This is a genomic window from Methanofollis tationis (assembly GCF_013377755.1).
Lineage (GTDB): Archaea > Halobacteriota > Methanomicrobia > Methanomicrobiales > Methanofollaceae > Methanofollis > Methanofollis tationis.
Genome location: NZ_JABXWR010000001.1, coordinates 145794 through 172319 on the forward strand (window position 1 = coordinate 145794; position 26526 = coordinate 172319).

At 60.4% G+C, this 26526-nt stretch carries 30 protein-coding genes and 1 tRNA gene; 8 read left to right on the plus strand and 23 right to left on the minus strand.

All coding sequences use genetic code 11. The features are described 5' to 3' along the window. Nucleotides 1-232 precede the first annotated feature (232 nt). Nucleotides 233-1177 carry a ketopantoate reductase family protein gene (locus tag HWN36_RS00645; RefSeq protein WP_343044896.1) on the plus strand — a complete coding sequence of 315 codons (945 nt, stop codon included), beginning with the start codon at nt 233-235 and terminating at the stop codon, nt 1175-1177. On the opposite strand, the gene HWN36_RS00650 is transcribed toward HWN36_RS00645, so the two are convergent. The 6 genes from HWN36_RS00650 to HWN36_RS00675 form a co-directional block, all read right to left on the minus strand. Next, a complete protein-coding gene (locus tag HWN36_RS00650) occupies nt 1150-1617 on the minus strand; it encodes a hypothetical protein (protein ID WP_176787411.1) in 468 nt (155 codons plus the stop codon). The two genes, HWN36_RS00645 and HWN36_RS00650, sit on opposite strands and share 28 nt — an antisense overlap. Nucleotides 1618-1628: 11 nt before the next feature. Further along, the gene (gene nifU, locus HWN36_RS00655) at nt 1629-2018 is read right to left on the minus strand and encodes a Fe-S cluster assembly scaffold protein NifU (protein WP_176787412.1); all 390 of its coding nucleotides are present in this window, start codon (nt 2016-2018) and stop codon (nt 1629-1631) included. Nucleotides 2019-2033: 15 nt separating this feature from the next. Beyond that, complete coding sequence (locus HWN36_RS00660; RefSeq protein WP_176787413.1) at nt 2034-3182, minus strand: cysteine desulfurase family protein; 1149 nt, start codon at nt 3180-3182, stop codon at nt 2034-2036. A 10-nt stretch (nt 3183-3192) separates the two neighbouring features. Continuing rightward, nucleotides 3193-3552: a DsrE family protein gene (locus HWN36_RS00665; RefSeq protein ID WP_176787414.1), complete on the minus strand. Its 360-nt coding sequence runs from the start codon at nt 3550-3552 to the stop codon at nt 3193-3195. An 8-nt stretch (nt 3553-3560) separates the two neighbouring features. Beyond that, nucleotides 3561-3803 carry a sulfurtransferase TusA family protein gene (locus HWN36_RS00670; protein WP_004039100.1) on the minus strand — a complete coding sequence of 81 codons (243 nt, stop codon included), beginning with the start codon at nt 3801-3803 and terminating at the stop codon, nt 3561-3563. 127 nt (nt 3804-3930) lie between these two features. Next, on the minus strand, nt 3931-4638 hold the full coding sequence (locus tag HWN36_RS00675) for a glycerophosphodiester phosphodiesterase (protein WP_176787415.1): 708 nt from the start codon (nt 4636-4638) through the stop codon (nt 3931-3933). 149 nt (nt 4639-4787) lie between these two features. Between HWN36_RS00675 and HWN36_RS00680 the strand changes: the two genes are divergently transcribed. From HWN36_RS00680 to HWN36_RS00690, 3 genes are all read left to right on the plus strand, one after another. Then, complete coding sequence (locus tag HWN36_RS00680) at nt 4788-6248, plus strand: response regulator (protein ID WP_176787416.1); 1461 nt, start codon at nt 4788-4790, stop codon at nt 6246-6248. 60 nt (nt 6249-6308) lie between these two features. Further along, nucleotides 6309-6905: a GntP family permease gene (locus HWN36_RS00685; protein WP_176787417.1), complete on the plus strand. Its 597-nt coding sequence runs from the start codon at nt 6309-6311 to the stop codon at nt 6903-6905. A 134-nt stretch (nt 6906-7039) separates the two neighbouring features. Then, entirely contained in the window at nt 7040-7450 is a 411-nt protein-coding gene (locus HWN36_RS00690) for a GntT/GntP/DsdX family permease (RefSeq protein ID WP_246269919.1), read from the plus strand. On the opposite strand, the gene HWN36_RS00695 is transcribed toward HWN36_RS00690, so the two are convergent. From HWN36_RS00695 to HWN36_RS00715, 5 genes are all read right to left on the minus strand, one after another. Further along, nucleotides 7443-8507: a hypothetical protein gene (locus tag HWN36_RS00695; protein ID WP_176787419.1), complete on the minus strand. Its 1065-nt coding sequence runs from the start codon at nt 8505-8507 to the stop codon at nt 7443-7445. The genes HWN36_RS00690 and HWN36_RS00695 overlap by 8 nt on opposite strands. A gap of 44 nt (nt 8508-8551) precedes the next feature. Continuing rightward, on the minus strand, nt 8552-8815 hold the full coding sequence (locus tag HWN36_RS00700; RefSeq protein WP_176787420.1) for a hypothetical protein: 264 nt from the start codon (nt 8813-8815) through the stop codon (nt 8552-8554). Between the two features lie 152 nt (nt 8816-8967). Then, nucleotides 8968-9717: an ABC transporter permease gene (locus HWN36_RS00705; RefSeq protein ID WP_176787421.1), complete on the minus strand. Its 750-nt coding sequence runs from the start codon at nt 9715-9717 to the stop codon at nt 8968-8970. Nucleotides 9718-9719: 2 nt separating this feature from the next. After that, nucleotides 9720-10697 carry an ATP-binding cassette domain-containing protein gene (locus HWN36_RS00710; RefSeq protein ID WP_176787422.1) on the minus strand — a complete coding sequence of 326 codons (978 nt, stop codon included), beginning with the start codon at nt 10695-10697 and terminating at the stop codon, nt 9720-9722. Continuing rightward, nucleotides 10678-11181, minus strand: a complete 504-nt coding sequence (locus HWN36_RS00715; protein ID WP_176787423.1) for a PadR family transcriptional regulator — start codon at nt 11179-11181, stop codon at nt 10678-10680. The genes HWN36_RS00710 and HWN36_RS00715 overlap by 20 nt, the downstream gene beginning before the upstream one ends. A 172-nt stretch (nt 11182-11353) precedes the next feature. Here HWN36_RS00715 and HWN36_RS00720 point away from each other — a divergent pair, with 172 nt between their 5' ends. Then, nucleotides 11354-11821: a hypothetical protein gene (locus HWN36_RS00720; protein WP_176787424.1), complete on the plus strand. Its 468-nt coding sequence runs from the start codon at nt 11354-11356 to the stop codon at nt 11819-11821. A gap of 37 nt (nt 11822-11858) precedes the next feature. On the opposite strand, the gene HWN36_RS00725 is transcribed toward HWN36_RS00720, so the two are convergent. Further along, nucleotides 11859-12257 (minus strand): GNAT family N-acetyltransferase, encoded by a 399-nt coding sequence (locus tag HWN36_RS00725; protein WP_176787425.1) that lies wholly within the window; start codon nt 12255-12257, stop codon nt 11859-11861. A gap of 86 nt (nt 12258-12343) precedes the next feature. Between HWN36_RS00725 and HWN36_RS12200 the strand changes: the two genes are divergently transcribed. After that, the gene (locus HWN36_RS12200) at nt 12344-13198 is read left to right on the plus strand and encodes a universal stress protein (protein ID WP_176787426.1); all 855 of its coding nucleotides are present in this window, start codon (nt 12344-12346) and stop codon (nt 13196-13198) included. Here the strand turns inward: HWN36_RS12200 and HWN36_RS11855 are convergent. The 11 genes from HWN36_RS11855 to HWN36_RS00780 all read right to left on the minus strand — a co-directional run bounded on the left by HWN36_RS11855 (nt 13092) and on the right by HWN36_RS00780 (nt 23462). Next, on the minus strand, nt 13092-13724 hold the full coding sequence (locus tag HWN36_RS11855) for an SLC13 family permease (protein ID WP_246269799.1): 633 nt from the start codon (nt 13722-13724) through the stop codon (nt 13092-13094). The two genes, HWN36_RS12200 and HWN36_RS11855, sit on opposite strands and share 107 nt — an antisense overlap. Beyond that, nucleotides 13721-14236, minus strand: a complete 516-nt coding sequence (locus HWN36_RS11860; RefSeq protein ID WP_246269800.1) for an SLC13 family permease — start codon at nt 14234-14236, stop codon at nt 13721-13723. Before HWN36_RS11860 ends, HWN36_RS11855 begins: the two co-directional genes overlap by 4 nt. Before the next feature lie 149 nt (nt 14237-14385). Next, nucleotides 14386-16071 carry a sodium-dependent transporter gene (locus tag HWN36_RS00740; protein ID WP_176787427.1) on the minus strand — a complete coding sequence of 562 codons (1686 nt, stop codon included), beginning with the start codon at nt 16069-16071 and terminating at the stop codon, nt 14386-14388. Nucleotides 16072-16125: 54 nt separating this feature from the next. After that, on the minus strand, nt 16126-16617 hold the full coding sequence (locus HWN36_RS00745) for a hypothetical protein (protein ID WP_176787428.1): 492 nt from the start codon (nt 16615-16617) through the stop codon (nt 16126-16128). A 261-nt stretch (nt 16618-16878) separates the two neighbouring features. Next, on the minus strand, nt 16879-17652 hold the full coding sequence (locus HWN36_RS00750) for a hypothetical protein (protein ID WP_176787429.1): 774 nt from the start codon (nt 17650-17652) through the stop codon (nt 16879-16881). A 404-nt stretch (nt 17653-18056) separates the two neighbouring features. Further along, nucleotides 18057-18128 (minus strand) — tRNA-Thr (locus HWN36_RS00755). An 88-nt stretch (nt 18129-18216) separates the two neighbouring features. Next, nucleotides 18217-18966, minus strand: a complete 750-nt coding sequence (locus HWN36_RS00760; protein WP_176787430.1) for a YkgJ family cysteine cluster protein — start codon at nt 18964-18966, stop codon at nt 18217-18219. Nucleotides 18967-19466: 500 nt separating this feature from the next. Then, on the minus strand, nt 19467-20423 hold the full coding sequence (rfbB, locus tag HWN36_RS00765; RefSeq protein ID WP_176787431.1) for a dTDP-glucose 4,6-dehydratase: 957 nt from the start codon (nt 20421-20423) through the stop codon (nt 19467-19469). A 17-nt stretch (nt 20424-20440) separates the two neighbouring features. Continuing rightward, nucleotides 20441-21517 carry a glucose-1-phosphate thymidylyltransferase gene (locus tag HWN36_RS00770; protein ID WP_176787432.1) on the minus strand — a complete coding sequence of 359 codons (1077 nt, stop codon included), beginning with the start codon at nt 21515-21517 and terminating at the stop codon, nt 20441-20443. A 492-nt stretch (nt 21518-22009) separates the two neighbouring features. Further along, the gene (locus tag HWN36_RS00775) at nt 22010-22405 is read right to left on the minus strand and encodes a thioredoxin family protein (RefSeq protein ID WP_246269801.1); all 396 of its coding nucleotides are present in this window, start codon (nt 22403-22405) and stop codon (nt 22010-22012) included. Between the two features lie 52 nt (nt 22406-22457). Beyond that, nucleotides 22458-23462 (minus strand): phosphate signaling complex PhoU family protein, encoded by a 1005-nt coding sequence (locus HWN36_RS00780; RefSeq protein ID WP_176787434.1) that lies wholly within the window; start codon nt 23460-23462, stop codon nt 22458-22460. Nucleotides 23463-23646: 184 nt separating this feature from the next. On the opposite strand from HWN36_RS00780, the gene HWN36_RS00785 reads away from it, so the two are divergent. Both HWN36_RS00785 and pstC read left to right on the plus strand, forming a co-directional pair. Beyond that, complete coding sequence (locus HWN36_RS00785) at nt 23647-24477, plus strand: phosphate ABC transporter substrate-binding protein (RefSeq protein WP_176789533.1); 831 nt, start codon at nt 23647-23649, stop codon at nt 24475-24477. Between the two features lie 154 nt (nt 24478-24631). Then, nucleotides 24632-26524: a phosphate ABC transporter permease subunit PstC gene (gene pstC, locus HWN36_RS00790; RefSeq protein ID WP_176787435.1), complete on the plus strand. Its 1893-nt coding sequence runs from the start codon at nt 24632-24634 to the stop codon at nt 26522-26524. Nucleotides 26525-26526: the final 2 nt, after the last annotated feature.

Here is a 26526-nt window from a genome sequence, read left to right on the forward strand (position 1 = left end):
CATCGAGAGATGCACCGCTCTTCCCGCTCCCTCATGTCCGGAGCAATCCTCGCGCGGGGTCCGGGGGAAGAAACCCCGGCACGAAGATTGGGAAAGACGAATAACTCACCCTCCCATCCGGAAAAGTGATGATTTCTACAAAGCCGGATAATCGAGGTTTTTCCTCCCCAAGGGTTATCCTCCCGGACGCCCAATGCGGATCTCGATTGAGATGACGGAGTCAGAACGGCCAGTGATAGCGATTCTCGGTGCAGGAGCGGTCGGCCTCTCCCTTGCAGGAAAACTCGCCGGGGCGGCGAGGGTGTACGTCCTCTGCAGACCGGTCCACGCCGACGCCATCCGGGACCGCGGTCTTTTGATGGAGGGAATCTGGGGGGACCGGACCGTCGAAGGAATCGCCTGCATCGCCGGGCCGGACGATCTCCCGCCTTCCGTCGACTACATCTTCATCACGGCGAAAGGCACCGGCACGGCGGCGATCTGCGAGCAGTTTGCCGGCATCATGAAGGGCTCGACCGTCGTCTCCCTCCAGAACGGCATCGGCAACGAGGAGGTGATCGCCCGCTATGCCGGCAGCGTGATCGGCGGCACCGTGACCACCAATTTCTCGGTCGAAGGCCCGGCAGAGGTCAGGGTCAAAAGCGCGAGCGGCCCGATGATGCTGGGGGCGTGGTCGGGCGGCGACGCAGCCGGCCTGGACCGTCTCATCAGGATCGTCCGCGCCGCCGGGATCCCGGTCGAGCGGTCGCCTGATATCAGGGCGGGAAAATGGGCAAAGTCCCTCCTGAACATAACGGTAAACCCGCTCTGCGCTCTTTTCTCGGTCCCGGTCGGGGCGACGGCCGACGACCGCCTCAGGGGAGTCATTGCCCACCTGGTCCATGAGACCTTCGCCGTCATGGCGGCCGAAGGCGTCAGGGTGCCGTGGGCGACCCCTGAAGCGTATCTTGCCCATCTCTTTTGCGTGCAGATCCCTGACTTCGCGTCGGTGTATCCCTCGATGTATTACGACATCAAAATAGGGAGAAAGACCGAGATCGACCTGCTCAACGGGTATGTCGCCGCCCTCGGCGAACGGCACGGCATCCCCACCCCCTACAACCGGTGCATCGCCGACCTGATCAGGTTCAGGGAGTCTGCCGGGCCCGCTCACCCGACCGACGAGGCGCTCTCGTAGACGACCTCGCCGTCGGGCGTTTTGATCGAGATGGCGATCGAGACCACCTCGCCGGGCGAGCGCCCCGTGGCGATGACGATCGGGTGCGAGGCGCTGATACCCTCGTAGCGTTTCCCGTCCGCCGCCGCCACCGTGCTCCCCTCCCTTTTGACCTCGTAGGTGACCAGGTATGCCGAGACGTTCGCCCCGGTCGGGACGAAGGTGAAGACCACCCGGTCGTCCATCGCCGCGGCCGTCTCGTAGAACGGGCCGATATCGCCTTTGTCGATCTCCACCCGGACCGGGCGTATGTCCTCTCCCCCCGCCCTCTCGCCAGAGAGGCAGCCTCCGGTGGCGACGGCGCAGAGCAGGGCGAGCAGGCAGAGTATGGGAATACGTCCCGGACAGTTCATGCAGGTCTGTTTCCTGCCCGATCCCATGAACCTGCCGGAAGGGATCATTTCGGCCCCGGCTACTTTTTCTTCTCCTGGTAGTCCTTGATCGCCGCATGCAGGGCGTCTGCCGCAAGGTTCGAGCAGTGCATCTTCACCGGCGGGAGCCCTTCGAGTTCGTCGGCGACGTCCGTGCGGGTGATCGCCATCGCCTCCTCGATCGTCTTCCCCTTTGCCATCTCGGTCACCATGCTCGCCGTTGCGATCGCCGACCCGCACCCGAAGGTCTTGAAGCGCACGTCGGTGATCACATCGTCTTTCACCTTGATCGAGACCTGCATCAGGTCCCCGCAGACCGGGTTCCCCACCGTCCCCACGCCGTCGGGGTCCTCGAACTCCCCGACGTTCCTGGGATTCATGAAATGATCCATCACCTTTTTTGAATAGCCAATCTGTGGCCGATCTTCCATCGTATCACCTCAGCATTACAGGGCAGAGATCGCCCTGAGCCTCTCCACCGTCCGTTTCACCGCATCCGCAACATAGGGGACGTCTTCCGGGACGTTCGACCGCCCCAGGGTCATCACCATCGAACCGTGCGCCTCCGCGTGCGCAAGCCCGATGGCGAGCAGGACATGGGAGGGCTCCAGCGTCCGGGAGGAGCAGGCCGACCCGGTGGCCACCTGGATGCCGAAGAAGGTGTCCAGGTTTAACAGGATGCTCTCCCCCTCGATCCGGCTGAACCTGAAGCTGGCGTGGCCGGGGAGCCTCTGCTCGGGGTGTCCGGTGAGGTAAGATTCGTCGATTGTCAGGATCTCCCTGACAAGCCCGTCCCGGATCGACCGCTCCCTCGCCATCTCGGCCTCCATCTCGTCGGCAGAAAGCCGCGCCGCCTCCCCCATCCCGGCGATGGCGAAGAGGTTCTCGGTCCCTGACCGCAGGCCGCGCTCCTGCCCGCCGCCCGGCATCACCGCCTGGACCTTCACCCCCGGCCTGATGTAGAGCGCCGCCGCCCCCCGCGGCCCGCCGAGGTCGTTCGATGAGAGGGTCAGGAGGTCGATCCCGTCCCGCTCGACATCGATGGGGATGCGCCCCGCGGCTGCCGTGGCGTTCACGTGGAGGTACCGCCCCTTCTCGTGCACGATGTGAGCGATCTCGGCGATCGGTTCGATCGTCCCGATCTCGTCGTTGGCGTAGTTGACCGATACCAGGACCGTCTCCAGGGAGATCTGCTCCTCGAGAGAGCCGAGATCGACGGTCCCCGCAGGATCGACCGGGATGACCCCGAGGTCGAACCCCTGCTTCTGGAGGTCCTTCATCGGGTTCAGCACTGAGATGTGCTCTATCGCACTCACCAGCAGTTTTTTGCCATCTTTTCGGTTCCTGAGGGCCGTGCCCCTGATCGCCAGGTTGTTCGACTCGGTGGCGCTCCCGGTAAAGATGATCGACGCCGGTTTTTCGGCATGGACAAGGGCGGCGACCCGCGCTCTCGCCTCTTCCAGCGCCTGCCGCGCCGAGAGACCGAGGGTGTAGAGCGTCGACGGGTTTCCGAACTCCTCGCTCAGGAATCGCCCGGCAAAGGCGAGCACCCGCGGGTCCACCGGGGTGGCCGATGCATGATCAAGATAGACCATTGCGCCCCCCTCAGAAGGTCAGCACCGCATCGGCCTCCAGGGCCAGGTCGTTCAGCGTCGCCCCCCCGGCGATGATACCCTCAGGGATGAAGTCGCCCGGCGGTATGCCGAGGAGGTGCGAACTCTGCTCGCAGATATAGATCCGCACCCCGGCGCCGATCGCCTGCCGCATCACCTCTGCAAGGGACGGGAACGACCCGAGCCGGATCCTCTCCGCCTCCCCCTTTCTGACGGCGGTGATCCCCCTGATCATAAAGAATATCGACGCCTCGACATCCATCGCCGCCGCCGTCGTCCCCAGGACGAACGGGGCGTAGAGGCGTTCGGGCGTGTCGGTCCCGCTCGTCTGGACATACAGTATCTTCGTCATCTCTCGCCTCACTTCATTCTCCTGATGTAAAAGGTCAGGATCCCCTCTTCTTTCTCAAAACCGACGATCTCGTGGCCGGCCCGTTTTGCCCAGCGCGTGATGTCCTCTTCCGCGGCCGGATCGTCGGCTTCGACCCTGAGAATTTCTCCGATGCCGATCTGCTCGATCTCCTCTTTTGTCCTTGAGATCGGCATCGGGCAGAACAGCCCGACACAGTCCACTTCCCGTGCCGGCGTGATCTTCCCGGTCATCGCCAGGTCCCCCCGTGTGCCCGGTGCACTCTGCACGTAACACATTCGCTGTTCATCCGCCCCCCCCTGAGCACCTTCCCATTCTGTTCTGACAGAATAAAGGTATCCGTCGCCTGCGCCGGAGATATCAAAAAGAGGGCGAAACGGTATGGTGAGTGCGAACGCCCTGCAGATACTCCCGGGCAGCGCAGGGATCGTCGCTCGCGACACCGTCGGCGCCGATCGCACACGCCCGCTCCCATGCATCAGGGGTGTTTAGCGTCCACACAAAGACGAGCAGATGGTGCCGGTGTGCCCGGTCGACCAGCGCCCGCTCTGCCAGATCAAACCTGGGCAGGACGGCGTCGGCGCCGAGAGCGAGCGCCGCCTCGACCGGGTCCGGGTTTGTTTCCGAGACGATCAGGCCTGTTTTTGCTTCGGGGATCAGATCTCCTGCTCGTTTGACGGTGTCGGCGTCAAAAGAGACGACAAACAGATTGTCCGGCCCGTTCTCCCCGAGCAATCTGCAGATCCCCTCCACGCCGTCCCTCTCCTTGATCTCCACAAAAAGGCCGCACTGTCCCCTGACGCAGTCGAGCACCTCACAGAGGGTCGGGACCTCCGCGCCGCATCCGGCATCGAGGGTTTTTAGTTCTCTGAGCGTGAGGTCCCGCACCGCCCCTTCTCCGTCGGTCGTCCGGTCCACGGTGGCGTCGTGGACCGCCACCGGAACGCCGTCTCTGCTCAGCCGCACGTCCACCTCGACATAATCGGCGCATTTCATCCCCAGTCTCAGGGCGCGGAGGGTGTTTTCCGGCTCATGGGCGCGTGCCCCCCGGTGGCCGATGATCAGCATGACAGGGACCTGGCGCCGCGGGATATATACCCGTTCCTGCACGGCCGCCGGCCCCGGTCTTCAGGTGTCGGCCCTCTGGCGTCATGGCTGCACTCTTTCCAACGTTTTTTCCGTGCTCACCGTCAATAGTGTACCGTGTGAAGGCGCCCATGATCCACGTTCTGCTCGTCGACGACGAACCTGCCCTCTGCGAGATCACGAAGATCTTCCTGGAGAGGGAGGGCGGCATTGTTGTTACGCCGTCTCTCTCCGCCGAAGAGGCTCTCCAGAAAATCGGAGCAGAAGGTTTCGACGTCATCGTCTCGGATTATGATATGCCGGGCATGAGCGGGATCGACCTTTTAAAAGCGCTCAACGCCCGCGGGATCTCGGTCCCGGTCATCATCTTCACCGGCCGGGGGCGTGAAGAGGTGGTGATCGAGGCCCTCAACAACGGCGCCGAATACTATCTCCAGAAAGGCGGGAACCCGCGCATGCAATTCGCAGAACTCAGGCATATGATCCTGAAGGCCGCGCGTAACCGCCTGACCGAGCAGAGGCTGGCAGACCGCGAGGCCGAGTACAGGGATCTTTTTCAGAATATGCTCGACGGTTTTGACCTCCTCGAAGGCGTTTTCGACGGCATCAAGGACGTCCTCGCCGTTCAAAAGCCCGATCATACGATTGTCCGGTTCAACCGCGCAGGCTACGAACTCCTGGACTGCACCCCGGAAGAGGCCGAAGGAAAGAAGTGCTATGAACTGATCGGTCGCTCCGAGCCCTGCGAGGTCTGCGCCACTGAGAGGGCGCTGGAAAGCGGACACCTCGAAGAGGTGGAGCGGTTCTTCCCTGAACTCGGCAGGTATCTCGTATGCCGGAGCAACCCGATCATCGGGGAGGACGGCGAGGTCCGTCTGGTCGTCGAGCAGATCGCAGACATCTCCGAGCGGAAACGGATTGAGACCGACCTCCAGCAGGCGAACAAGAAACTCAACATCCTCAACAGCATCACCCGCCACGATATCCTCAACTGGATGACAGCCCTCCTGGGATATATCGAGATCGAGAAGGATATGGTCTCAGACCTCCCCCTGCTCGAAATCATCGGGAAGGAGGAGACCGCCGCCGTCAACATCAAACGCCTCATCACCTTTACGCGGGAATACCAGGACATCGGCGTAAACGCCCCTGCCTGGCAGAACGTCGAGCGGGTCGTCAGGAGTGCGATCCGTCACCAGGACCTCAACGGCGTGGCGGTGGAGGTGTCTTCCTGCGGCCTCGAGGTGTATGCAGACCCGATGTTTGTCAGGGTGATCGAGAACCTCATCGACAACTCGCTCCGTCATGGCGGTCACGTGACAGCGATCCGGTGCGTGACGGAGACGAACGGTTCTGGTGTGCGGTTTGTCTACGAGGACAACGGCGTCGGTATCCCCGACCCTGAAAAGCCTCTCCTCTTCAAACAGGGCTATGGAAAAAACACCGGGTTCGGTCTCTTCCTCTCAAAGGAGATCCTCTCGATCACCGGTCTTTCGATCACCGAAGAGGGAGCGTACGGCCTGGGCGTCAGGTTCGTGATCACGATCCCGCCGGTCGCCTGCCGCTCTTCGGGCGCAGGAGAGGAGACCTGATCAGGACCGGACGATCCCGGTCAGGTCGCGCTGCCGGGCAGGAATGGAGGCAAAACTCGTATGGCCCTGATTTCAACCCTCTTCGCATTTGTCATCGTGCTCCTCCTGATCGCCGTTTTGACGGTCAGGTTTCGGCTTAACCCGTTCCTGACGCTGTTTTCGTCTGCGATCATCTACGGCCTGATCGCCGGTGTCCCGCCCGACGCGGTCGTCGGCACCGCCGCACGAGGGGCGGGCGGCATCTTTGCCCTCCTCGGGCCGGTAGTATTTGCGGGTTCGGTGATCGCCGGCGTGATCGAACTCGGCGGCTATCGGGAGCGGATATTCCAGGACCTCAGCGCCGTCGTCCCCCGGTCCGCCTATGCCGGGGGGATCGCCGGGTTTCTCCTGGCCGTCCCGTTCATGTGCTGCGTCACCGCATTCATCGTGCTCTCCCCCTTCCTCTCCTGCTGCAGCGACAGAAAATCTGGCTCTTCGCTGTTTCATGTGGCTAACGCTTTCACACGTGCCTATCGATCAACCGCCTTCCCCGCACTGCACGCCGGGGGTTGCACCCCCGGACCCCCGCGCACGATTGGACCGGGAAGGCACACACGGGATCCTGAGGGATTACGCTCACAGCCTCCAGGCACCAGCACAGGGATCAACTCCTTTTAATCTGGAAACACTCCTCGCCCTCTCAATCGCGACTTGCTTTGTGAGGTCAGCCCATTATCCCGTGTCACCTGAGAGGAGTCAAATGAAGATATCAGGGCTACCCACACACAGTAGCGAAGAGCCGAAAATCTGCCCTGTATGCCGGTTCGGGCGCCGGGGCTCTTGGCGCGGTGATCCTTGGGAGCAGTTTTCCAGAGGACGCATTCGGGCTTCTCGACGGCGTGGTGCCGGCGGTGTTCGTCCCCCTCCTCCTCGCCGTGCTTGTCCAGGCCGCACAGGGCTCGAGGGTGGTGACCGCCGTGGTCACGGCCGGTATGGTCCAGGCGTCGGGTGTTGCCGGTGTCGTCGGGGCGGTGCCGCTGGTGCTGATGATCGCGGCGGGAAGTCTCTCGGTCTCTGCGTTCAGCGACCCTTATTTCTGGGTCGTCAAACGAGAAACCGGCGATCCTGTAGAGATCGTCATATCGAGGTTTACCGTCCCGATGATGGCGGCTTCGGCTGCGGTCGCGGCCGCCGCCTGGGCGATCGCCGCCGTCTTCACCTGATGAAATATTCCCAGATCGCAAACCCGAACTCGAGGGCGATCAGGACGATGATCACCCATTCCAGGAAGTGTGAATGCTGGATCCTGACTTCGTCCGAGAGCATCGAGTAATTCTCACGGATCACCTCGATCTTGCGGCTGACGCTCTCGCTCCACTGGTTGCTCCTGATCACCTTCAGGACCGTTGCATAGACGCGGGCATAGTAGATGTCCTCGGTGACCTTGATCAGGTTGTCGATCTTCTCGATAATCTCGGAGAACTCAGCGTTTGTCTCCATTAAATCCGCCATTATGCCATGATAATGACGTGTTCGGCGAAACCAGGGGAGACGGTCGGCGAGGGCGATGTCGTCGTACATCTTTTCCATCTGGCGGGTGAGTTCCCGGTCATAGTACCGGAGTTCGAGCACCTGGACGTTGGCATATTCGATCAGGTCGATGAGATCGGCCGGGTATTCGGGGTTGCAGAGGAGAGCGGCGTCCCAGGAGAGGATCGCACGGTCGTCCACCGTATAACTCTGCGTGTTTTTCAGGATCTCCTCGCGCATCTGGGACGAGATAGCTGTCCGTTCCCCGGTCAGGAGAACCACCGGGTCGATGGCGTCGTCCAGGCGATCGGTGACGTGGATCGTGTAATCCTCAAAGAAATCTGGATTGAGGGCAAAATCTTTGATATGCGGTTTGAGGATCTCCCCAAGAGTCCTGAGATAACTCAAAAAGAAATCGGAGAGTCCTTCCTGTCCGGCAAAAAGGAGTGCCGTATCTTCAAGGACGGCTAAATCGGCATCCGTTCTTTCATAGACAAAACAGACGCTGATCGCACCGACGTCGTAGATGCGGGCGACCACCTTGAAATCGAAGGTGCGTCCGTCCTTTTCCACCAGCACGGGCTCCATCCAGAGCATGAGGGGAGGGATCTCTATGATGATGGACTTGGGCTTGACCCGACGAAACCGCGTCCTGGCTGTGACGAAACTCGCGGCAAGTTCCTTTTCCAGCCAGTCGAGATTTACTTCCCTGCCGATATCATAGATCCGGTAAAATCTCAGTGCAATCATGGTTCTCCTCGGTGGGGGCCCGGGCCCCGGGGCGGTGCCGGGGATCAGTCCCGCGCGATCTCCCCGCCGGCCCCGGTCACCTCGCTCTCGACGAATGCCAGCAGTTCGGCATCGCCGAGTGCGAAATCAAGCATGGAAAATCCACCGACAAGCGGTATTGGTTTGAATATGACAAGGGGGGGCTCGCCGTCTTTTTGTGGAGTTGCACCGGGCTCGATGACCTCGGTCGCCCCGTTGTTCCAGACCGCAAGGTTCCCGTATCCCTGGGCGTCCCAGATTTTTCTGATGATCTCGCGAGTGTTCAGCATGGTTTTCCCTGCACTGAGGATGGAAAAAGCCACTATTTATGTGTTGGTACGCACGGCGGAAAGAGAAAGGTGGTTCGCCGCCCGTTCGAGCGGGATGGTGCGGTGGAAGGAGGATCCGGCCCCGCAAAAAAGAAAGCTATGCTCCTTTCCCCTCAGATTGTAACCTTCCTGAAGAGATAGGACCCGACAGCCGTCACGGCGAGGGCGAACCCTGCCAGCACCGCAAAGCACACCCCCGGGCTTATCTGGGCGGCGCCGGAAAGGCCGTATCGTATCCCCTCGACGCCATAGGTCAGGGGATTGAGGAGGGTGAGCGGCCTGATCCATGAGGGCAGGCCGTCGATTGGAAAGAGTGCCCCTGAAAGCCCGAAGATCGGGAAGATGACGAAGTTTATGATGAGCTGGAACCCGTGCATGTCCTCCATTTTCGAGGCGATGGCAATCCCGAGTGCGGTGAATGCGACGCCGATGAGGAGCATGAACATAAAGGCGACGAGAAATCCGGCAAAACTGACGATATTCATGCCGATGAACACCGAGAGCACCAGGATGATCAGTCCCTGAATAAACGCCGTCGTCGCCCCGCCCAGCGTCTGGCCGAGCATGATCTCCAGCCGCGAGACCGGCGCCACCAGCGTCTCTTTGAGGAAGCCGAACTGCTTGTCCCAGATGATCTGGATCCCGGAGAAGACCGAGGTGAACAGGACGCTCATCGCCACCACGCCGGGTATGATGAACTGGATATAGCCCTCGCCGGTATTCTGGATCGTGACGACCGAGTTCAGCCCGAACCCCATGATGAGCAGGAAAAACAGGGGTATCCCGAGACTCCCGACGATTCTGCTCTTCGAGCGGACATACCGCTTGACGTTGCGCAGCCAGATCGCATATATAATATCCATGTTTACCGCCTCGAAGCCCGATGGAACATCCGCATCGTCTCTTTCCCGTCGGCTTCTCCCTCACGGATGGTCTTGCCGGTATAATGCAGAAACACATCTTCGAGCGTCGGTTTACGGACGGAGATCGACGTGATCTCGATCCCGTTCAGCAGGGTGACGATCTCTGAAAGGTGTTTTTCTGCGTTATGCAGGTTGATCGTTACATATCCGTCGTGCTCTTCGATACGCTCGACCCACGGCGCCGCGATCTTCGAGGATATCAGGGCAAAGTCCGGGGTCTGGATCGTGATCACGTCGCCGCCGATCGTGCTCTTCAAATTCTGGGAGGTGTCCATCGCAATGATCCGGCCGCGATCGATGATGGCGATCCGGTCGCAGAGCCGGTCGGCCTCGTCCATGTAATGGGTCGTCAGGATGATGGTGATGCCCATCTCCTTGTTCAACTGTTCGATGTACGCCCAGAGATGGTTGCGCGTCTGGGGATCGAGACCGAGGGTGGGCTCATCGAGGAAGAGCACTTTCGGCCGGTGGAGCAGCCCCCGTGCAATCTCAAGGCGCCGCCTCATCCCGCCGGAGAAGGTCTTGACCAGATCGTCTTTGCGCTCCTCCAGTTCCACAAGGGTCAGCAGTTTTGAAATGCGCTCCTCCCTGATGGTGCGGGGGATGCGGTAGAGCCTGCCGTGGAAGTCCATATTTTCGTACGCCGTCAGTTCTTCGTCCAGGCTCTGGTCCTGGAAGACGATCCCGATCGATTTTCTGACGCCGTCCTCGTCGGTCAGCACATCGAAACCGTTGACCGTGGCAGTCCCCGAGGTCGGTTTGAGCATGGTCGAAAGCATGGAGATCGTGGTGGTTTTGCCCGCCCCGTTCGGCCCGAGCAGCCCGAATATCTCTCCGCTCCCGATGTCGAACGAGACGCTGTCCACGGCGACGAAGTCGTGGAATTTTTTGGTCAGGTTCTCAACGTGTATTGCAGGCATCGGCCCTGATCCTCCTGAGATCTTCAATGCATTTTTCCAGAATTGCAAAGGCGTGATCATTGTTTTCAGCCGGCAGATCCTCGATGATCGATCTGATTTCAAAGAGCAATCCGTCAGGTACGGATCTCTCCTGCCCGAATATTTCTACGAGCAGATTTCTGAACACAAGCATTTTTTCTCCTGATTCCTTTCGGTGCTCCCTGATACTCAGCAGTGTCCTTTCTCCGTCCGGCGTGAGTTCAAAGATATTTTTAGAACGCTTTCCGGTTTGGAGCACCTGTATGAGTCGGTCTTTCTCCAGTTCCTTCAAAATAGGATAGAGTGTTCCTTTGCTCGGGGTCCATTTGTCTCCTGTTTTTTCTGCAATCTCTTTTAAGAGGTCATAGCCGGACTTCGGTTCGTGGTGCAGGGAGTGGAGGATGAAAAGAGCGGTCAAACTCCTCTCCTTTCCGCATACCGGGGAAAATTTCCAGAGGCCGTTCATGATTCGCAGGTGGGGGATCACTGTTCGAACGAGAACCGTTCGATATCGTACTATAATCTGATCGCAGATGAACATTCTGATCAGGGCAGCGATCCCCCCCTGACCCCCGAAAAAACACTTTCGGACCGCGCACACGCAACCATCTCATACCGGCCCGTAGAAAAATACAGATATGCAGCGACCCACCGTCCCCTCCCTCTTCTTCGGGCAGGCCACGTTCACCGCCGCCGTGGCGCCGAGAGAGCAGATGGTCCCGGCCCTCAGGAGGATGTGCAGGAATTCAGGCCAGGTCCCGGTGTATTTCTACGGGAGGACGCATCCGATCCTCGACCTTTTCGGCGGTTCCGCGGCGCCGGTGGATATCTGGCCGGTCCAGGACGCCGGATGTCTTCTCGACGGCCTTGACGGGACCGAGCGGCCGAAGATCGTGGTGGAGCACGACCCCGCCTTCTATGCACCGTGCCCTGACCTGACGCGGGTGCTCGGCCTGACACTCAGGGAGCGGGTGAAGGAGAGATCCGCAACCGTGGCCTACGTGGCGACGCGCTCAGACCCGTATTTCGAGGAGATCGCCGGGGTGGCCGGGAGGAGGGTGGTGGTGGAGCGGGACGACCCCTTCATTCCGGCGGATAGGCGATGAACCCCTCTTTTGCGCCCCGCACAAAACCGGCCCCCTCTTAGAACTCCAACACCGCCTCGTCCTTTCGCCCGGTCAGGAGCATCACCTTGTAGCAGGTGCGCTCCCAGGCGTAGCCGAGGGCATGGTGCAGGAGTGCGGTGGCGTAGCCGCGCCTTCGGTCCTGCCGCCGGGTGACGACATTTTCGACGATCCCGAACGGCCGCGCCCTGCGGGTGAGGTTGGGGACGATGCTTAGCATGCAGGTCGAAACCGGAACACCACCGCTCTCCAGGATGAACAGGTGTGTCCGGCCGTCCTCCATGATCGCCCTCCAGGCCGCCCGTGTCTCGTCTTCATCGGCCGGTTCGTCGGCATCGTGCAGGTGCTCGTAGAGGGTGAGGACCGCCTCGAGATCCCCATCGCCGGCCTCCCGTATCGTCGTTGTGCTGTCGTTCATCGTACATGAGATAGTCTGTGGATGGAGATGTGCTTTTTTCGGGCTCTTCGATACTTTGATGTACCATACCTGTCCAGAGGGGTAGTATGTTCAGAGACATTTTAGTCCCGTATGATTTTTCCGAAGATTCCCGGTATGCGGTTCGGTGTCTCCGTCAGATTCCGGGCATTCGTCAGATCGTGCTTCTCCATGTCCTGTATAATAAACACCCATCAAAAGGCCCTGACGGCTTTGACCCCCAGGTGGACTATGCGAGATTGCGCCTTGAAGAGGTGAAAAAAGATCTTGAACTGGAGAGCGTAGCGATCAGAACCATTGTTGAGGACATCAGGGGGGGCACCATCGCCGATGCCATTAAAGCGGTTGCTGCAAGAGAAGGCATCTCTCTCATCGTGATGGGCCGACGGGGTCAGAGCGTCATCGAAGCCCTGCTGCTGGGGAGCGTTGCATCGGATACGCTCCACTATGGGACGACCGATCTGCTCCTCGTTCATGCACCGGGCCCTGGAGGTATGGCCTCAGGAGAAAGAACTGATCTTCTTCCGGAATTGTTTTCAAACGTCCTGATCGCCACCGACTTCTCAGAACCGGAAATCGGGGGCCTCTGCCTCCATAAGATCCCGTGGATCCAGAAGGCGACGTTTGTCCATGTCGTGACCACCGGCGACTCGCACGAGGTAGTGCAGGCAAGCGTCGACGATGCACAGAAACGGCTTGAGGCGATGAGAGATGCCTTCGGCAGGCACCAGATCCCCGCGGAGATCCGGGTCCGCGCCGGCAGTGCCGAGGACGTGATCCTTTCCCTTGCAGAGCGTGAGGATGTCTCTCTCATCGTTATGAAAGCAACCGGACAGAGGGGGATATTGACGTCACTGCTCGGGAGCAAGGTCTCGTACGTGGCGCGGAGAACACAAAAGCCCATCCTTGTGCTGAAGAAATAACTCTTCTGATCCGGGCGGGGGCACTCCCCGGCCCCGCGCGATCCCTGGTGAAGGGTGGCGTATATCGCCCTTCGCCCTTTGACTCCCGGTTCGGTCCCCTGCGGGCCTCTCTCAGGTTCGCCCCTATTCTCGGGCCAGGAGATCCCTGTGCGCCGCCGCCGCTCAGAGCGGCCCAGACGTAGAGGATGAGGGGGACGGCCACGAGCACGATGATCATCTCCAGCGGGAGACCAAGGCGCCAGTAATCGCCGAACCGCAACCCGCCCGGCCCCATGACAAGGGTGTTTGACTGGTGCCCGATGGGCGTGAGAAATGCGCATGAGGCTCCGACGGCAACCGCCATCAGGAACGGGTCCGTGGACACGCCAAGCCCGCTGGCAAGGCTGACCCCGATGGGCGCCATCAGAACGGCAGTTGCGGCGTTGTTGATGAAGTCCGAGAGGAACATCGTCGCCACCAGCAGGATGACCAGGATCGCCTCGGCCGGGATCTGGCCCTGGAGGCCGAGCAGGGTGGATGCGATCAACCGGGCGCCGCCAGTGCTCTCAATAGACCTCGCGCAGGGGGTATGAGCGAGGTGAGCACCATGAAGACGGCGGCCATCGGAAAGACGATCTGGATCGGGACGAGGCCCATGGCGGCGATGGCGATCGCGAACCCGAATATGCCCACCGGCAGGAGCAGGGCCAGGGCGCCGATGTTGTTCATGAAGGCGGAGAACGCCGTGACAATACCGGTGAGGAGGGAGACCTGCGTCCCTGGCCCGTCGCCCACCCCGGAGAGGCGGTGGACGATCAGGTCAACGACGCCCGCGTTCTGGAGGCCGCGGCTGATCACCAGCACGGCCGCCACCGTGATCACCGCCGGGTTTGCAAACCCCAGGAACGCCTGGTCCCATCCCACGACCCCGGTCAGCGTGACGATGAAGAGGGAGAGGAGGGCGACGATATCGTAGCGCCAGCGCCCGTACACAAAGAGAACGAGTGCAATAATGAGGGTGACAAAGACGATCCCCTGTTCGGCTGTAACCGCGATCATGGCCTGATCTTTTCCCCTGCCGCCCGGACCTGCTGCTCACCGTAATGATGATCTTTTAACGATAAAGGTATTGATCTCCGAGAAAACCGCGTAAAACGCTCAGATACGGCGAGCGTTGCAGCCGGCCCCCCTCATGATCCAGAGAGGTCTCACGTCCGCCCGCGTATCCACCCGGCCAGAGGGCACCCCCTGAACCGGCAGAGTATGAGGGTGATGACCAGCACGATCAGGACGATGGCAACGAGCCCCTCGACCTGCAGCACCGTCCCGATGAATGCGCTCCCCGGGAGGTTTCGGAGGCCGGGATCGTCGAGGCCGGCGAGGAGGCGCGCCCCGGTCGTGACCATCAGGACACCGGGGATGACAAACCTGCAGAGGGGATGGACGAAGCGTGCGATTGAGTGCCCGATCTCTTCGGTCAGCATCCGCGGGGGTATGAACCAGGTGAAGACGACCGCAAGGAGGGTGGCGGCGACCGGGAGGCCGAGGGCCCCCACGGTCTCGTCCATGAAGTCGAGCACCCGTATCCCCCCGATCCTGAGGTCGATCGCACTGTACGAGAGAGCGGAAGGGAGGCCGACGATGACGATTGCGCCGGTGAGAAGGGAGGCCGCCTGTCTTCGCGACCAGTCGAGCGACTCCTGGACGGCGGCCACGCCGACCTCGAGCATGGAGATCGCGGAGGTGAGCGCCGCAAAGAAGAGCACCAGGAAGAAGGCCGCAGCAACGATCCAGCCGTTCGGCATCAGGGCAAAGGCGCCCGGGAGGGTGGTGAAGGCCAGTTCAGCCCCGATCGTCGGGACGAGCCCGAAGGAGAAGACGAAGGGGAAGATCACCAGTCCGGCCAGGAGGGCGACCCCCACGTCGGCAAGGGTGATGATCAGGGCGGCGCCGGGGATGCTCTCCCCCGGGCGCACATATGCGCCATAGGTGAGCAGGATGCCGGTGCCGACCGAGAGGGAGAAGAAGGCCTGGCCGAAGGCGGCGCTCCAGAGGAGGGGGTCGCCGAGGACCGAGAAGTCGGGGGTGAGGAGGAAGGAGACTCCCTGGATAAAGCCGGGCATGGTGGTCGCATACAGCAGGAGGACGACCAGGATCCCCACCGAGACCGGGATCAGGACGGTTGAGATCCGCTCGATCCCCTCCCTGATCCCGAGGGATACCACGATACCGCTGATCCCGGCGGCAACCACAAACAGGAGGACCGGCAGCCATCCCGCGGTGAAACGGGAGAAGGGGAGGGGCTCGCCCCCCAGAGAGGTCAGGGCGTAGCCCAGGGTCCACCCGGTGATCACCAGGTAGTAGGAGAGCATCAGAAAGACGATGCCGCAGAGGAGCCATCCGAGGACCTGGAACTGCGGCCTGACCGACCGGAAGGCGCTGACCACGGTGCCGTGGAAGTGCCGCCCGATGGCGAGTTCGAGGACCATGAGGGGGAGGGCGCAGAGAAAGACGGCGATCAGGTAGGGGATCAGGTATGCCCCGCCGCCGTTCTGCCCCACTACCGCGGAGAACCGCCAGATGTTCCCGATTCCGACCGCCGAACCGATGGCGGCCATGATGAACCCGGCGTCTTTGAAGTCGCCGAGCAGCACGGATATGACGCCGGCGACGAGGAGGATGTAGATCAGGGGGCTTTTAAACTGGTGGAGGATGATCTCCGCAAGTCCGGGGGGTCGTGCGGTCGGGAGGGTGTTTTTGCCGTACTGCCTCTGCCGGCGGGCGGCCTCCTCCGAGGAGAGGCCGCGGGAACCGGTGCTCAGCCGCTCATAGGTTTCGTCGAGGGACAGAGCGTGCCAGGGCACTGTTGCAGGTGGGTCGGTTTTTTCGGTCACGGTGTTTCCTCGCCTATGGACGGATGTGCCCCGGTTTCAGGACGACGTATGGCGTCAGCCTTTCTTTCTCGTGATGACCATTTCGCAGAAGGGGTCCCCGCCGCACCGCGCCCGCGTGGTGGTGATCTGATAGTCCGGGTTCAGGGCCTCGATTGCGTGCCCCACATAGGCGGTGCAGACGGCATTCACACGGGAGGGAGAGATCTCGCTCCCGGGCTCGTCCCTGAACATGGCGCACTCGGTCAGTCTGATGACTGCTTCTTCGGGAAACCCTTCGATAAACCGCGTCTCGAACGCCGGCCCGAAGAGGATGACCGAGACGGCGCCCAGGGTCTGGACCAGGTCGGCGGCGTGCTCGCGCGGCATGCTGTAGCGGTCGGCGATGAGCCGGATCTCATCGCCCATCTCGGAGAAGAGCTGCTCTAGATGGGGGGGGATCTCTTTACTTTCGGCGGACGCCTGGCCAAGCGCTACGACCAGGCGGGTCAGGACGTGGGTGGCCATGAGCCACCGCGTCCCTTCGGGAATATCTTTTATGCGCACCATATACTCATACCTCAGGATCGTCGTCCGTATACGGACCTGTAAACACCCGGCATATTTTTTGGTGACTATAAAGCACTTTCCCCGGGAGGAGACGGCACTCCTGCTTTTATGGTGCGGGGCGTCTGGTGGAGCGGTCGGGGAGAAGCCGCCCATCCACGGCCTTTGAGGAAAAAGCGTGACCGCTCCCCGGAACGTATAAGGGGAACGGTCGTCATCGGTCAGGGCGGTGACCTGACCGGCTCCTCTCGACGCACCTGAGCCTCAGAACAGCCAGCCGAACAGCCCTTTATCGGCCTGCTCCTCCTGCCCGAGAACGATGAGCCGGTTCTGCTCCTGCGAGAGCACCTGCACCTGTTCTTCCAGCATCAGGCGCACCTGCGGGTCGCAGTCCGAGCAGTTTGCGAGCAGCCCCTCCATCACCTGAATGCGTTGCTGGTTCTGGTCGGCATACTGGATCAGCAGACCGGCAGCCTCCCGGTCTCCGCCATAGAGCATGCGCATCAGGGAGTTCCGGTTTTTGATCTGCTCCTCTGCGGCATATGCAGCGGCAGAAGAAGTGTTCAACTCTGCCCCGAGGCGGGCGAGTTCGGGCCCGTCCCTCCCGGTCACGTTGCCGGCGATCGAGAGGGCGTAGAGCGCTACCTGCGCCCCATCCCGCTCGCCCGAGAGGTTCTGCTGCCGCATACCCACCTGCTGGAGGAAATGGTCGCGGTCTCTCTGGAGGACGATATCATCGGAGGTGCTGACATTGGTCCTGCCCTGGGTCTGGTCCCGGTCCTGCTGGTTGATCTGGACGCCGGGTTGTTCGACGGTCGTCTGCTGCTTGCGCTCCTGCTCTTCCTGCAGCGGTTGGGCCTGCGGGCCTTCAGGTTCGGATGGGGCGGCCCCGTCTCCGGCTGAATCGCCACCGTTGCCCTGTGCTCCTGCGCCGGCTCCGTCCGAACCGCCGCTTCCGTAGGCTGCGGTTGCCGGGACGCTCACTGCGGAGAGGAGGAGGAGGAGAAGGATCACCATTGCCGATAGTGTACGCATCATGGTCATCGCCCTGCTCGTGTGATTGAGCAACGTGAGGGAGGGTATGGCGGGATAAATATATTGCGACGCCCACCTGCCGGTCCGGGATCGCTGGAGCGGGGAGATTGCGAGTATTCTGGTACCGATGAATCAGTTTGTGCGTATCAGAGTGCCGATCCGATACGCATTTCGGCATTTGTACAGAAGAGACCGGGGGGGTGTTGAAATACATCTATGTCCTACGACCCCGTTTGTGCGACATAACATGCACAATATGTCCTACAAACGATCTTGTGCGACACCGATGAGGGACAACGGGGTGCGGGGATGATCCTGCACGGCAGAGGGCGAGGGGTTCAGGACGAAGGGCGGTTACTCGCGTGAAAGGGCGAAGAACCGAAAAGAGATTTGAACTGCAGGTCTGAAGCCCCAGGCGTGATTTGAACACGCGACCTGCTGATTACAAGTCAGCCGCTATACCACTAAGCCACTGGGGCACGATGCACTACCCTGTTTGTCGTTTCTGATAAAAAACATGGCGATGGTCCTGTCTTCCATCGCCCCGCGAGAGGGATGACCGCCCGCTCAGCGCCGTTTCCCCCGGGGTACCGGCACGATGCCGTAATCCGTGCACCGTGCGGTCGTCCGGGAGAACCCTCCCCTGAAAAAGACCCTCACCTCGACCTCCTCGCCGCTCTCAAAGCGCGCCATCTGCCGGTCGTAGACCTTCTGCACGTGCCTGAGGTTGTTCGCCGAGAAATACGCCCTGAGGCTTTCCAGGAATGCGATCTCCTGGGTGAGAAACGCCTTTTCGTATGCGATCACCGCGCGCGCGATCCCTCTCGCCTCGTCGGCGTCGATCTCCCTCTCATACTCCCCGTGGAGGTTTAAACCGCTGATCTGCCTCCAGTCCACGCGTCCGTCCTCGTCCGCCTCCCGGTGGAGCATATACGGGTACACCCTGCAGATGCTCATCCGCCGGTCGTAGATCGTGCAGCGGTTCTCTGCCGAGAGAAAAACACATCTCCCGTCTTCCTGTGTCCTGAGCGCATAGCCCGGGACGTAAAACCGGCCCTCCCGGTCGCAGAACTCGAAGTACGGGGCCGGCATCAGGGCTGCGGGGTCCACCTCCAGCACCCTCTCCGCGTCCTCTTCGAGGAGGAAGACGTGGTCGTTGAAGGCGCGGGTGCAGCATTTTCCGCAGCAGGTGCAGGCGAACCCGACCTCCCTGATCACCTCGACGAGTTCTTCCTCCGGGTAGGCGCCGAGGGCGTCGAGTTCAGAGGTGTAGGATGCGATCATCAAGGCGATCCTGTCGGTCTGCTGCATAACCATTCCCTGGATCTTGGATGCGGGAGGACGTATTTGTATCTCATCAGGACCGTCACCGCGGAGGAGGGGCGGGATCTTTGGTCGCCGATCCCCCCTTGAAAAAAAAGGCTCTTCGCTGTTCAATGGGGGTAATGCCGAGATGATCCTCTCCCTCAGGTCAGTCCCAGGCATGCCAGGTTCAGGTTCGTTCCACATCCTGGCGTACCGGTCCACTGCCTTCCCCGGGCTGCCCGCCAGGGCACCCCCGGACCCCCGCGTGCGATTGGACCGGGAAGGTCAGGACGACGTCGAGAAGAGGAGGCACCCCCATACCCCCGATCGCAGGTCTATGGGGCTGGAGGCCCCCGGCACCGGCACGTAGATCACCTGCTTTTTCTTCCCACAACACGCTCCGCCTCTAAAAATAGCGGTCTTTCATATATGATTTCCCCGGGTCGCCTGAGGGGAGCCAGATGGCGGTGTCATGGCTACCCACACAAAGGAGCGAAGAGCCAAAAAAAGTGTCAGGATACCGTTGCAAGGAGCGGCGCATACCAGGTGCGGTTCTGCGCATACCAGGCGCAGGTCAACTCGATGGCGTCCATGAACCGGTGCCTGGGCCGCCACCCCAGCTCCCGCATCTTCGAGCAGTCGAGGGCATATCGCATATCATGGCCGGGCCTATCGGCCACGTACTCGATGAGGGACCCGGGTTTTTTGAGGATCGAGAGGATCGTGCGGACGATCTCCAGATTGGTCCGCTCATTCCCCCCGCCGATATTGTACGCCTCGCCCGATCGCCCCTGTTCACCGGCGACGGCGACCCCCTCGCAGTTGTCGGTCACGTAGATCCAGTCGCGCACGTTCATCCCGTTGCCGTAGATGGGCAGGGTCCGGTCCTGGAGCGCCCGCAGGATCATCACCGGGATCAGTTTTTCAGGGAACTGGTACGGGCCGAAGTTGTTGGAGCTCCGCGTGATCACCGTGTCGAGGCCGTAGGTCGTCGCATATGCCGCAACAAGCATCTCGGCCCCGGCCTTGCTCGCCGAATACGGGGACGAGGGCTGCATGCGATCGCCCTCCTTTGAATATCCCGATGCCACGCTCCCGTAGACCTCGTCGGTGCTGATCTGGACAAACCGCCCGACTTCATGGGTCCGGGCGTGCTCGAGCAGGGTGTGCGTCCCGATCACGTCGGTGCGGACGAAGACGCCGGCGTCGTTGATCGACCGGTCCACGTGCGTCTCGGCGGCGAAGTTGAAGAGGAGGTCGCAGTCGCCGATCCGGTTCACGTCGTCCTTCGAACAGATATCCCCCTGGATGAAGGTGATCCGGTCTAAAACATCCTCCAGGTTCTCCATTCTCCCCGCATAGGTGAGTTTGTCCAGCACGACGATCTCGCTCTCAGGGTGGCGCTCAAGCATGTGCCTGACAAAATTACAGCCGATAAATCCGGCGCCGCCGGTAATAACGATTTTCATGGATTTTTTCCTCCGGTTTAAATGGTCACGTTCGAGTTGTCTCCGATCACAAACTTCTTTCCTGCAGGAAGGCGGCCGTCTCTTGCGATGGTGACGTTCTTCCCGATGAGGCTCTCGACGATCCGTTCGGTATTGGAGATCGCCGACCCTTCCATGATGATGGAATCCTCGATCTCGGTATTGGACAGGAACGAACCATTGCCGATGCTGGTGTACGGGCCAAGATAGGTATTTGATATGACACAGTCATCGCCGATGATCACCGGGCCCCTGATGACCGAACCGTCCTTGATTACCGTGTTTTTGCCGATCCTGCATCTTCCAGATACCGTGCTGTTCTCGACGTTCTCCAGGCATGCCCCGTTCCCGTTCATGCCGGGCAGGGCGTCGAGGACAAGGCGGTTCGCATCGATGAGGTCTTCAGGTTTCCCGGTGTCTTTCCACCACCCGCTGACGAGGTCATAGGTCACCGGTCGGCCCTGAAGGATCAGCCAGTGGAGAGCGTCGGTGATCTCCAGTTCTCCCCGCCACGAGGGTTTGATGCTCTCGATCGCCTCGAAGATCTCGGGCGTCAGGCAGTAGATGCCGACAATACAGAGGTTTGACGGAGGGTTTTTCGGCTTTTCAAGGAGCTGGAGGATCACCTTCTTCTGCTCGTCGACGAGGGCGACCCCGTATTGTTCCGGGTGATCGACTTTTGTCAGGAGCAGGCTGGCTTTCGCATCAGACCTCCTGAAATCATCCACGAAAGATTTAATCCCGCCGAGAAGGATGTTGTCCCCGAGGTACATGACGAACCGGTCGCTCCCGAGGAACTGCTGCGATATTTTTACCGCATGGGCCAGCCCTCCCGGTCTGTCCTGGGTGATAAACTCGAACTCGGCGTCCCAGTCCTGCGCCGTCACCTCGCTGATCACCTGCTCCTTGTTCGGCCCCACAACGATGCCGATCGAGTGGATGCCGGCGTCGATGAGATCCTGGATGCAGTAGAAGAGGATCGGTTTGTTGGCGATGGGAATCAGTTGTTTCTGCTGTGAATAGGTCAGCGGTCTCAGTCTGACGCCATGCCCGCCGGAGAGAATAAGGCCTTTCATGTGTCCCCCGAGAACCAATACAGCATGAACTACTATATAATGATATCTTTCGGAGGCGGTGCCCGTTCTTCTTCTTTGGGCTTATGGATGCAGGCGAATGGGAAAGATAAAAGAAGTTCACCAGGATAGCGAGTGAGGATCTCTCGTCCTGACCGGTGCCTGAGGTGCTGACGGAGAAGCGATCTATTCGTGGGAGAAGATCGATCGTCATGGAGCAGACATGATCGCTTGACGTTTCATATCAGGAATATCACAAAAGGGAGGGACAGATCGTCTCAGAAAAAAGACACATGTTTACGGGGGGGACGTGTCGCCTGAGACGGTTGTATCCTCCTACATACTGGTTAAATTTAATAATATTTAATATTATCTATTTTTACCCCGGGCCCAATAGAATGAATGGATATTTAATCTCCATTTTTTATTCAATCTATTCAATTTTTGTTCTTCCCCTCGCCTCTGGAGAGGTCGGATCATCCATCGGCCTTTCGCCTATCCATACCCGGTGATCTCGTCATCGATCTCGGTGCTGCTCCGGGCGCACCCTTCCCCGTGCTTGAGAAACTCCTCGATATTTCTCTTGAGAAGTGCCGGAAACGCCGCTCCGATGATTTCCTGCACCGGTTTTCCCGTGCAGAAGAACTTAAAGGTGGGCGTCTGGCGCACCGCATAGCGTTCGATGGTCCAGGGGTTTTCAGAGACATTCAGCCTGGCGAAGAGGAGTTTCTCCCCGAAATCCCCGGCGAACTGCCTGAAATACGGCTCTATCTGCTTGCAGAACGGGCACGTTTCGCTGTAAAACATCACCACCGCGGGGAGCGTCCCCCGCTCGATCGCACGCTCCCAGGTGGTGTCCGAGACTTCCACCACGCCGCCATTTCCAGTCATATTCATCGGGGAAGATACAGCGTATCTGATATTTTATCTTATCCCGCGTGATTCATACCTCGTTGACCAGATTGTTGATGATGTTCTCGCAGATATCCCCTGAATATTCTCCGATTCTCCGGATACTGTCCGATATAGACACAATCGCCGTCGCCGTCGCCGCGTCGAATTTCAGCGCCTCCCGGTTGATCGCCCTCGCCTGCACCTCGAGATCCTCGACGCATTCGATCGTGGCATTGGCCCCCTCCAGGTCCTGACCGAACATCGCCCCCATCGCCCGGTCGAAGATCATCGAGGCGGTGGCGCTTGCCGTGCCGATCATCTCGACCACCTCCCCCTTCGAGCCCTCCTGGTGGAACTCGATCGCGTTCTTTGCGATCCGCGTCCCGTGGTCCCCGATACGCTCGATGATCCGTGAGATCAGGAAATAGTTCATCGCCATCTGGGGGCTGATCCCCATCTTCCTGGCGAGGTTCGCATCGGCCATCAGGAGGTTGCACTGCCTGGCGACGAGCCACTGGAGGCGGTCGACGTCGTTGTCGCGCGCGACGACATCCCCGGCAAGTGCGACATTCCCGCTCCTCAGCGCCTCGATCCCGTCCTGCTGCATCGCTTTTACGATGACGGCCATTCTCCTGATCGTATTCTGGAACGGCATCTCAGAGGGGTTCAGCAGGTCCTTGATCGTGATCGAGGTCTCGGTCTCCTCCACGACCTCCTGCCCGATCGCCATCTGGGTGAATTCCCTCACGCGCAATCGAATGGACGGCGGCAGGCGCCCCGCTGCAGAGAGGACGATCGTCGTATAGCCCGAGATGTACGCCCCGATAAGGCACCGGAGAATATAGGTCTGGTCGGTGGTTGCGTTCACCTGCAACTCTTTCTTTCTCTGCACCGCCTCCATATCGATCTTCGGCGTGACAAGAAGGGTGCCGTCAGGCTGAACGATCAGACCGACAGGATCATTTTTCCCGATCCTGGAGGCCTTTATCCACTCCTTCGGGAGGGAGACAATATAGGATGACCCGCCGGTGATCTGGACTTTCCGGATTTCCATGATATTGTATTGTGTTTACATATTGATATATATTTAACTTTTCTCTCTATATCGACATATACTTTCTATGAATTATATTCTGACAAATAGTATAATTCGAATCGGATTATAACCCTGTCTGACGACATTCATATGGTGAAATCCATTGGAGAGTAAATACTTCAGATTCCTTGTCGCGCCGGTCATGGCGCTCCTCGTCCTTGCCACCCTCTTCACCGGGTGTGTCGGCAACGGCGGCGAAACGACTCCGACCCCCACGACCGCCCCGTCCGTGCAGAGCATCTCGGTCACTGGTTCGACGACGGTCCTCCCGATCGCCCAGAAGGCGGCAGAGTCCTACATGGACGCCAACGCCTATGCCGACATCCAGGTCAGCGGCGGCGGCTCCGGCGCCGGTGTCCAGGCCGTCTGTGAGGGGACCGCTGACATCGGCATGGCCTCCCGCGACCTCAAGGCTGCTGAGAAGGAGAAGTACCCCGACCTTGTCCAGTACGTCGTCGCCCGTGACGGCATCGCCGTCATCGTCAACCCGGCCGTCGCCGTGAACTCCCTCACCATCGAGCAGATCAAGGCGATCTACACTGGCGAGACAAAGAACTGGAAAGAACTTGGCGGTTCTGACATGACGATCGTCGTCATCGGCCGCGACAGCTCCTCGGGCACCCGCGAATTCTTCTCTGAGAAGGTCATGGAAAAGGCCGACTATGTCAGCACCCAGCTCGAGAAGAACTCCAACGGCGCAGTGAAACAGACCGTCGCCCAGACGCCGGGCTCTATCGGCTACGTGGGCCTCGGCTACCTCGACGCCACGGTGAAGGCGCTGAAGATCGATGCGGACGGCAAGTCTGTCGAACCGTCGATCGAGACCGTCACCAGCGGCGACTACCCGATCGCCCGAACCCTCAACATGTTCACGAAGGGCGAGGCATCCGGCCTCTCGAAGGACTACCTCGACTACATCCTGAGCCCTGCCGGCCAGAAGATCGTTGAAGAGGAAGGCTTTGTCTCAGCCTGAAGAGTCGAATCAGGAGGCATCCGGAGAGCATCTGAACCGGCCGGTCTCCACACCCGGCCTTCAGACAACCATTTTTCCCTCTTTCCTGTGGTGAACAATGATGTCAGAAGAGATTCGGGCATTATCATCTGAGAGTTCTCCGTCTGGATTCTGTATGCGCAGGCAGAAGGACATACTCATCCGGAGCCTCTGGTTCGCGACCGCTTCGTTTGCCGTTCTCAGCGTATTTTTCATCATATTCTTCCTGGTAAGGGATTCCATCCCCCTCTTCCAGACCGTCGGCGTCCTGGACCTGATCACCGAGAGCACCTGGAACCCGACCGGGGCAACACCGTCGTACGGCGTCTTCTCCCTCATCGTCGGCACCCTTCTCGTCACCCTGGGGGCAATGGCGATCGCCGTCCCGCTCGGGCTTGCGAGCGCCGTCTATCTCTCGGAGCTGGCGCCGCCGAAGGTGAAGGCCGCAGCAAAACCGGCGATCGAACTGCTGGCCGGAATCCCGTCGGTGGTCTACGGCTTTTTCGGGCTGATCATCCTGACCGACTGGCTCCGCGTCACCTTTGACGTTCCTTCCGGCGAGAGCTGGCTTGCAGGCTCGATCCTGCTCGGGATCATGGCCCTCCCGACGATCATCTCGGTCTCTGAGGACGCCCTGAACATGGTCCCCCGGATGTTCAAGGAGGGGTCGCTCGCCCTCGGCGCCACCCACTGGCAGACGATCAGCCGCGTGCTTGTCCCCTCGGCAATCTCCGGGATCACGGCAGCGGTCATTCTCGGCATGGGCCGTGCGATCGGCGAGACGATGGCCGTGATCATGGTCTGCGGCAATGCAGCCGTCATCCCCGATCCCATCACCAACGTCCTCTCCCCGGTCAGAACCCTCACCGGCACCCTGGGCATCGAGATGGGAGAGGTCGCCGTCGGGAGCATGCATTACAGCGCCCTCTTCGCCGTCGCCGTCGTCCTCCTCGCCATCACCCTGATCGTGAACCTCGCGGCCGTTGCTATCCTCAAACACATCAGGTCGACGCATGGCGCTGAGGGCTCCGGACGCACACCCCTCCTGCCTGCAAACAGCGGCATGGCGGTCCGCGCAGGTCTGGCGCTCATGGCAGCCGTCCTTGTGTTTGTCCTCTTCCCGCCCATCACGGCCCTCGCCGTCCTCGCATCCCTGGCGGTGCTGCTCGTTGCAAAAGACCGTGTCTCCCCGAAGGTCTCGCAGAAGATCGCCTTCTCCCTTCTCTGGGGGGCGATCGCCGCCGTCCTCTGTGTCCTTGGAATCATCCTCCTCTACATCATCGTCAACGGCCTCCCGGCGCTGACCTGGGAGTTTCTCACCCAGCCGCCCCGCGACCTCGGCCGGGCCGGCGGGATCTTCCCGGCCATCGTCGGCACGCTCTACCTCGTCGGCGGGGCGATCGCCTTTGCCCTGCCCATCGGCATCGGGGCGGCGATCTACCTCTCCGAATACACGCGGGGGGGCAACCGGATCACCGACATCATCAGGACCGGGATCGACCTCCTCAACGGCATGCCCTCAATCGTCTTCGGTCTCTTCGGCTTTGCCTTCCTGGTAATCTTCCTCAACTTCGGCGTCTCCCTCCTCGCCGGCATGATCACCCTCGGGCTCATGATCCTCCCGACGATCATCAGGACGACCGAGGAGGCGTTGAAGAGCGTCCCGGTCTCGGTTAGGGAGGGAAGCCTCGCCCTCGGGGCGACGAAATGGCAGACGATCAGCCGGGTCGTTCTCCCGCCGGCCGTTCCGGGCATCCTCACCGGGACAATCCTCTCCATCGGCCGGGCCGCAGGCGAGACAGCGCCGATCCTCTTTACAGCAGCAGTATTCTCCAAACGGTTCCTCCCGACCTCGGTCTCCGAACCGGTGATGGCCCTCCCCTATCACCTCTTTGTCCTGGCGACAAACGTCCCGGGAGCGACGAAAAACCAGTACGGCACCGCGCTTGTGCTCCTCATCCTGGTGGTGGCGATCTACGCCGTCGCCATCGGTATCAGGAGCCGCTACCAGAAGAACATCAGGTGGTGAAT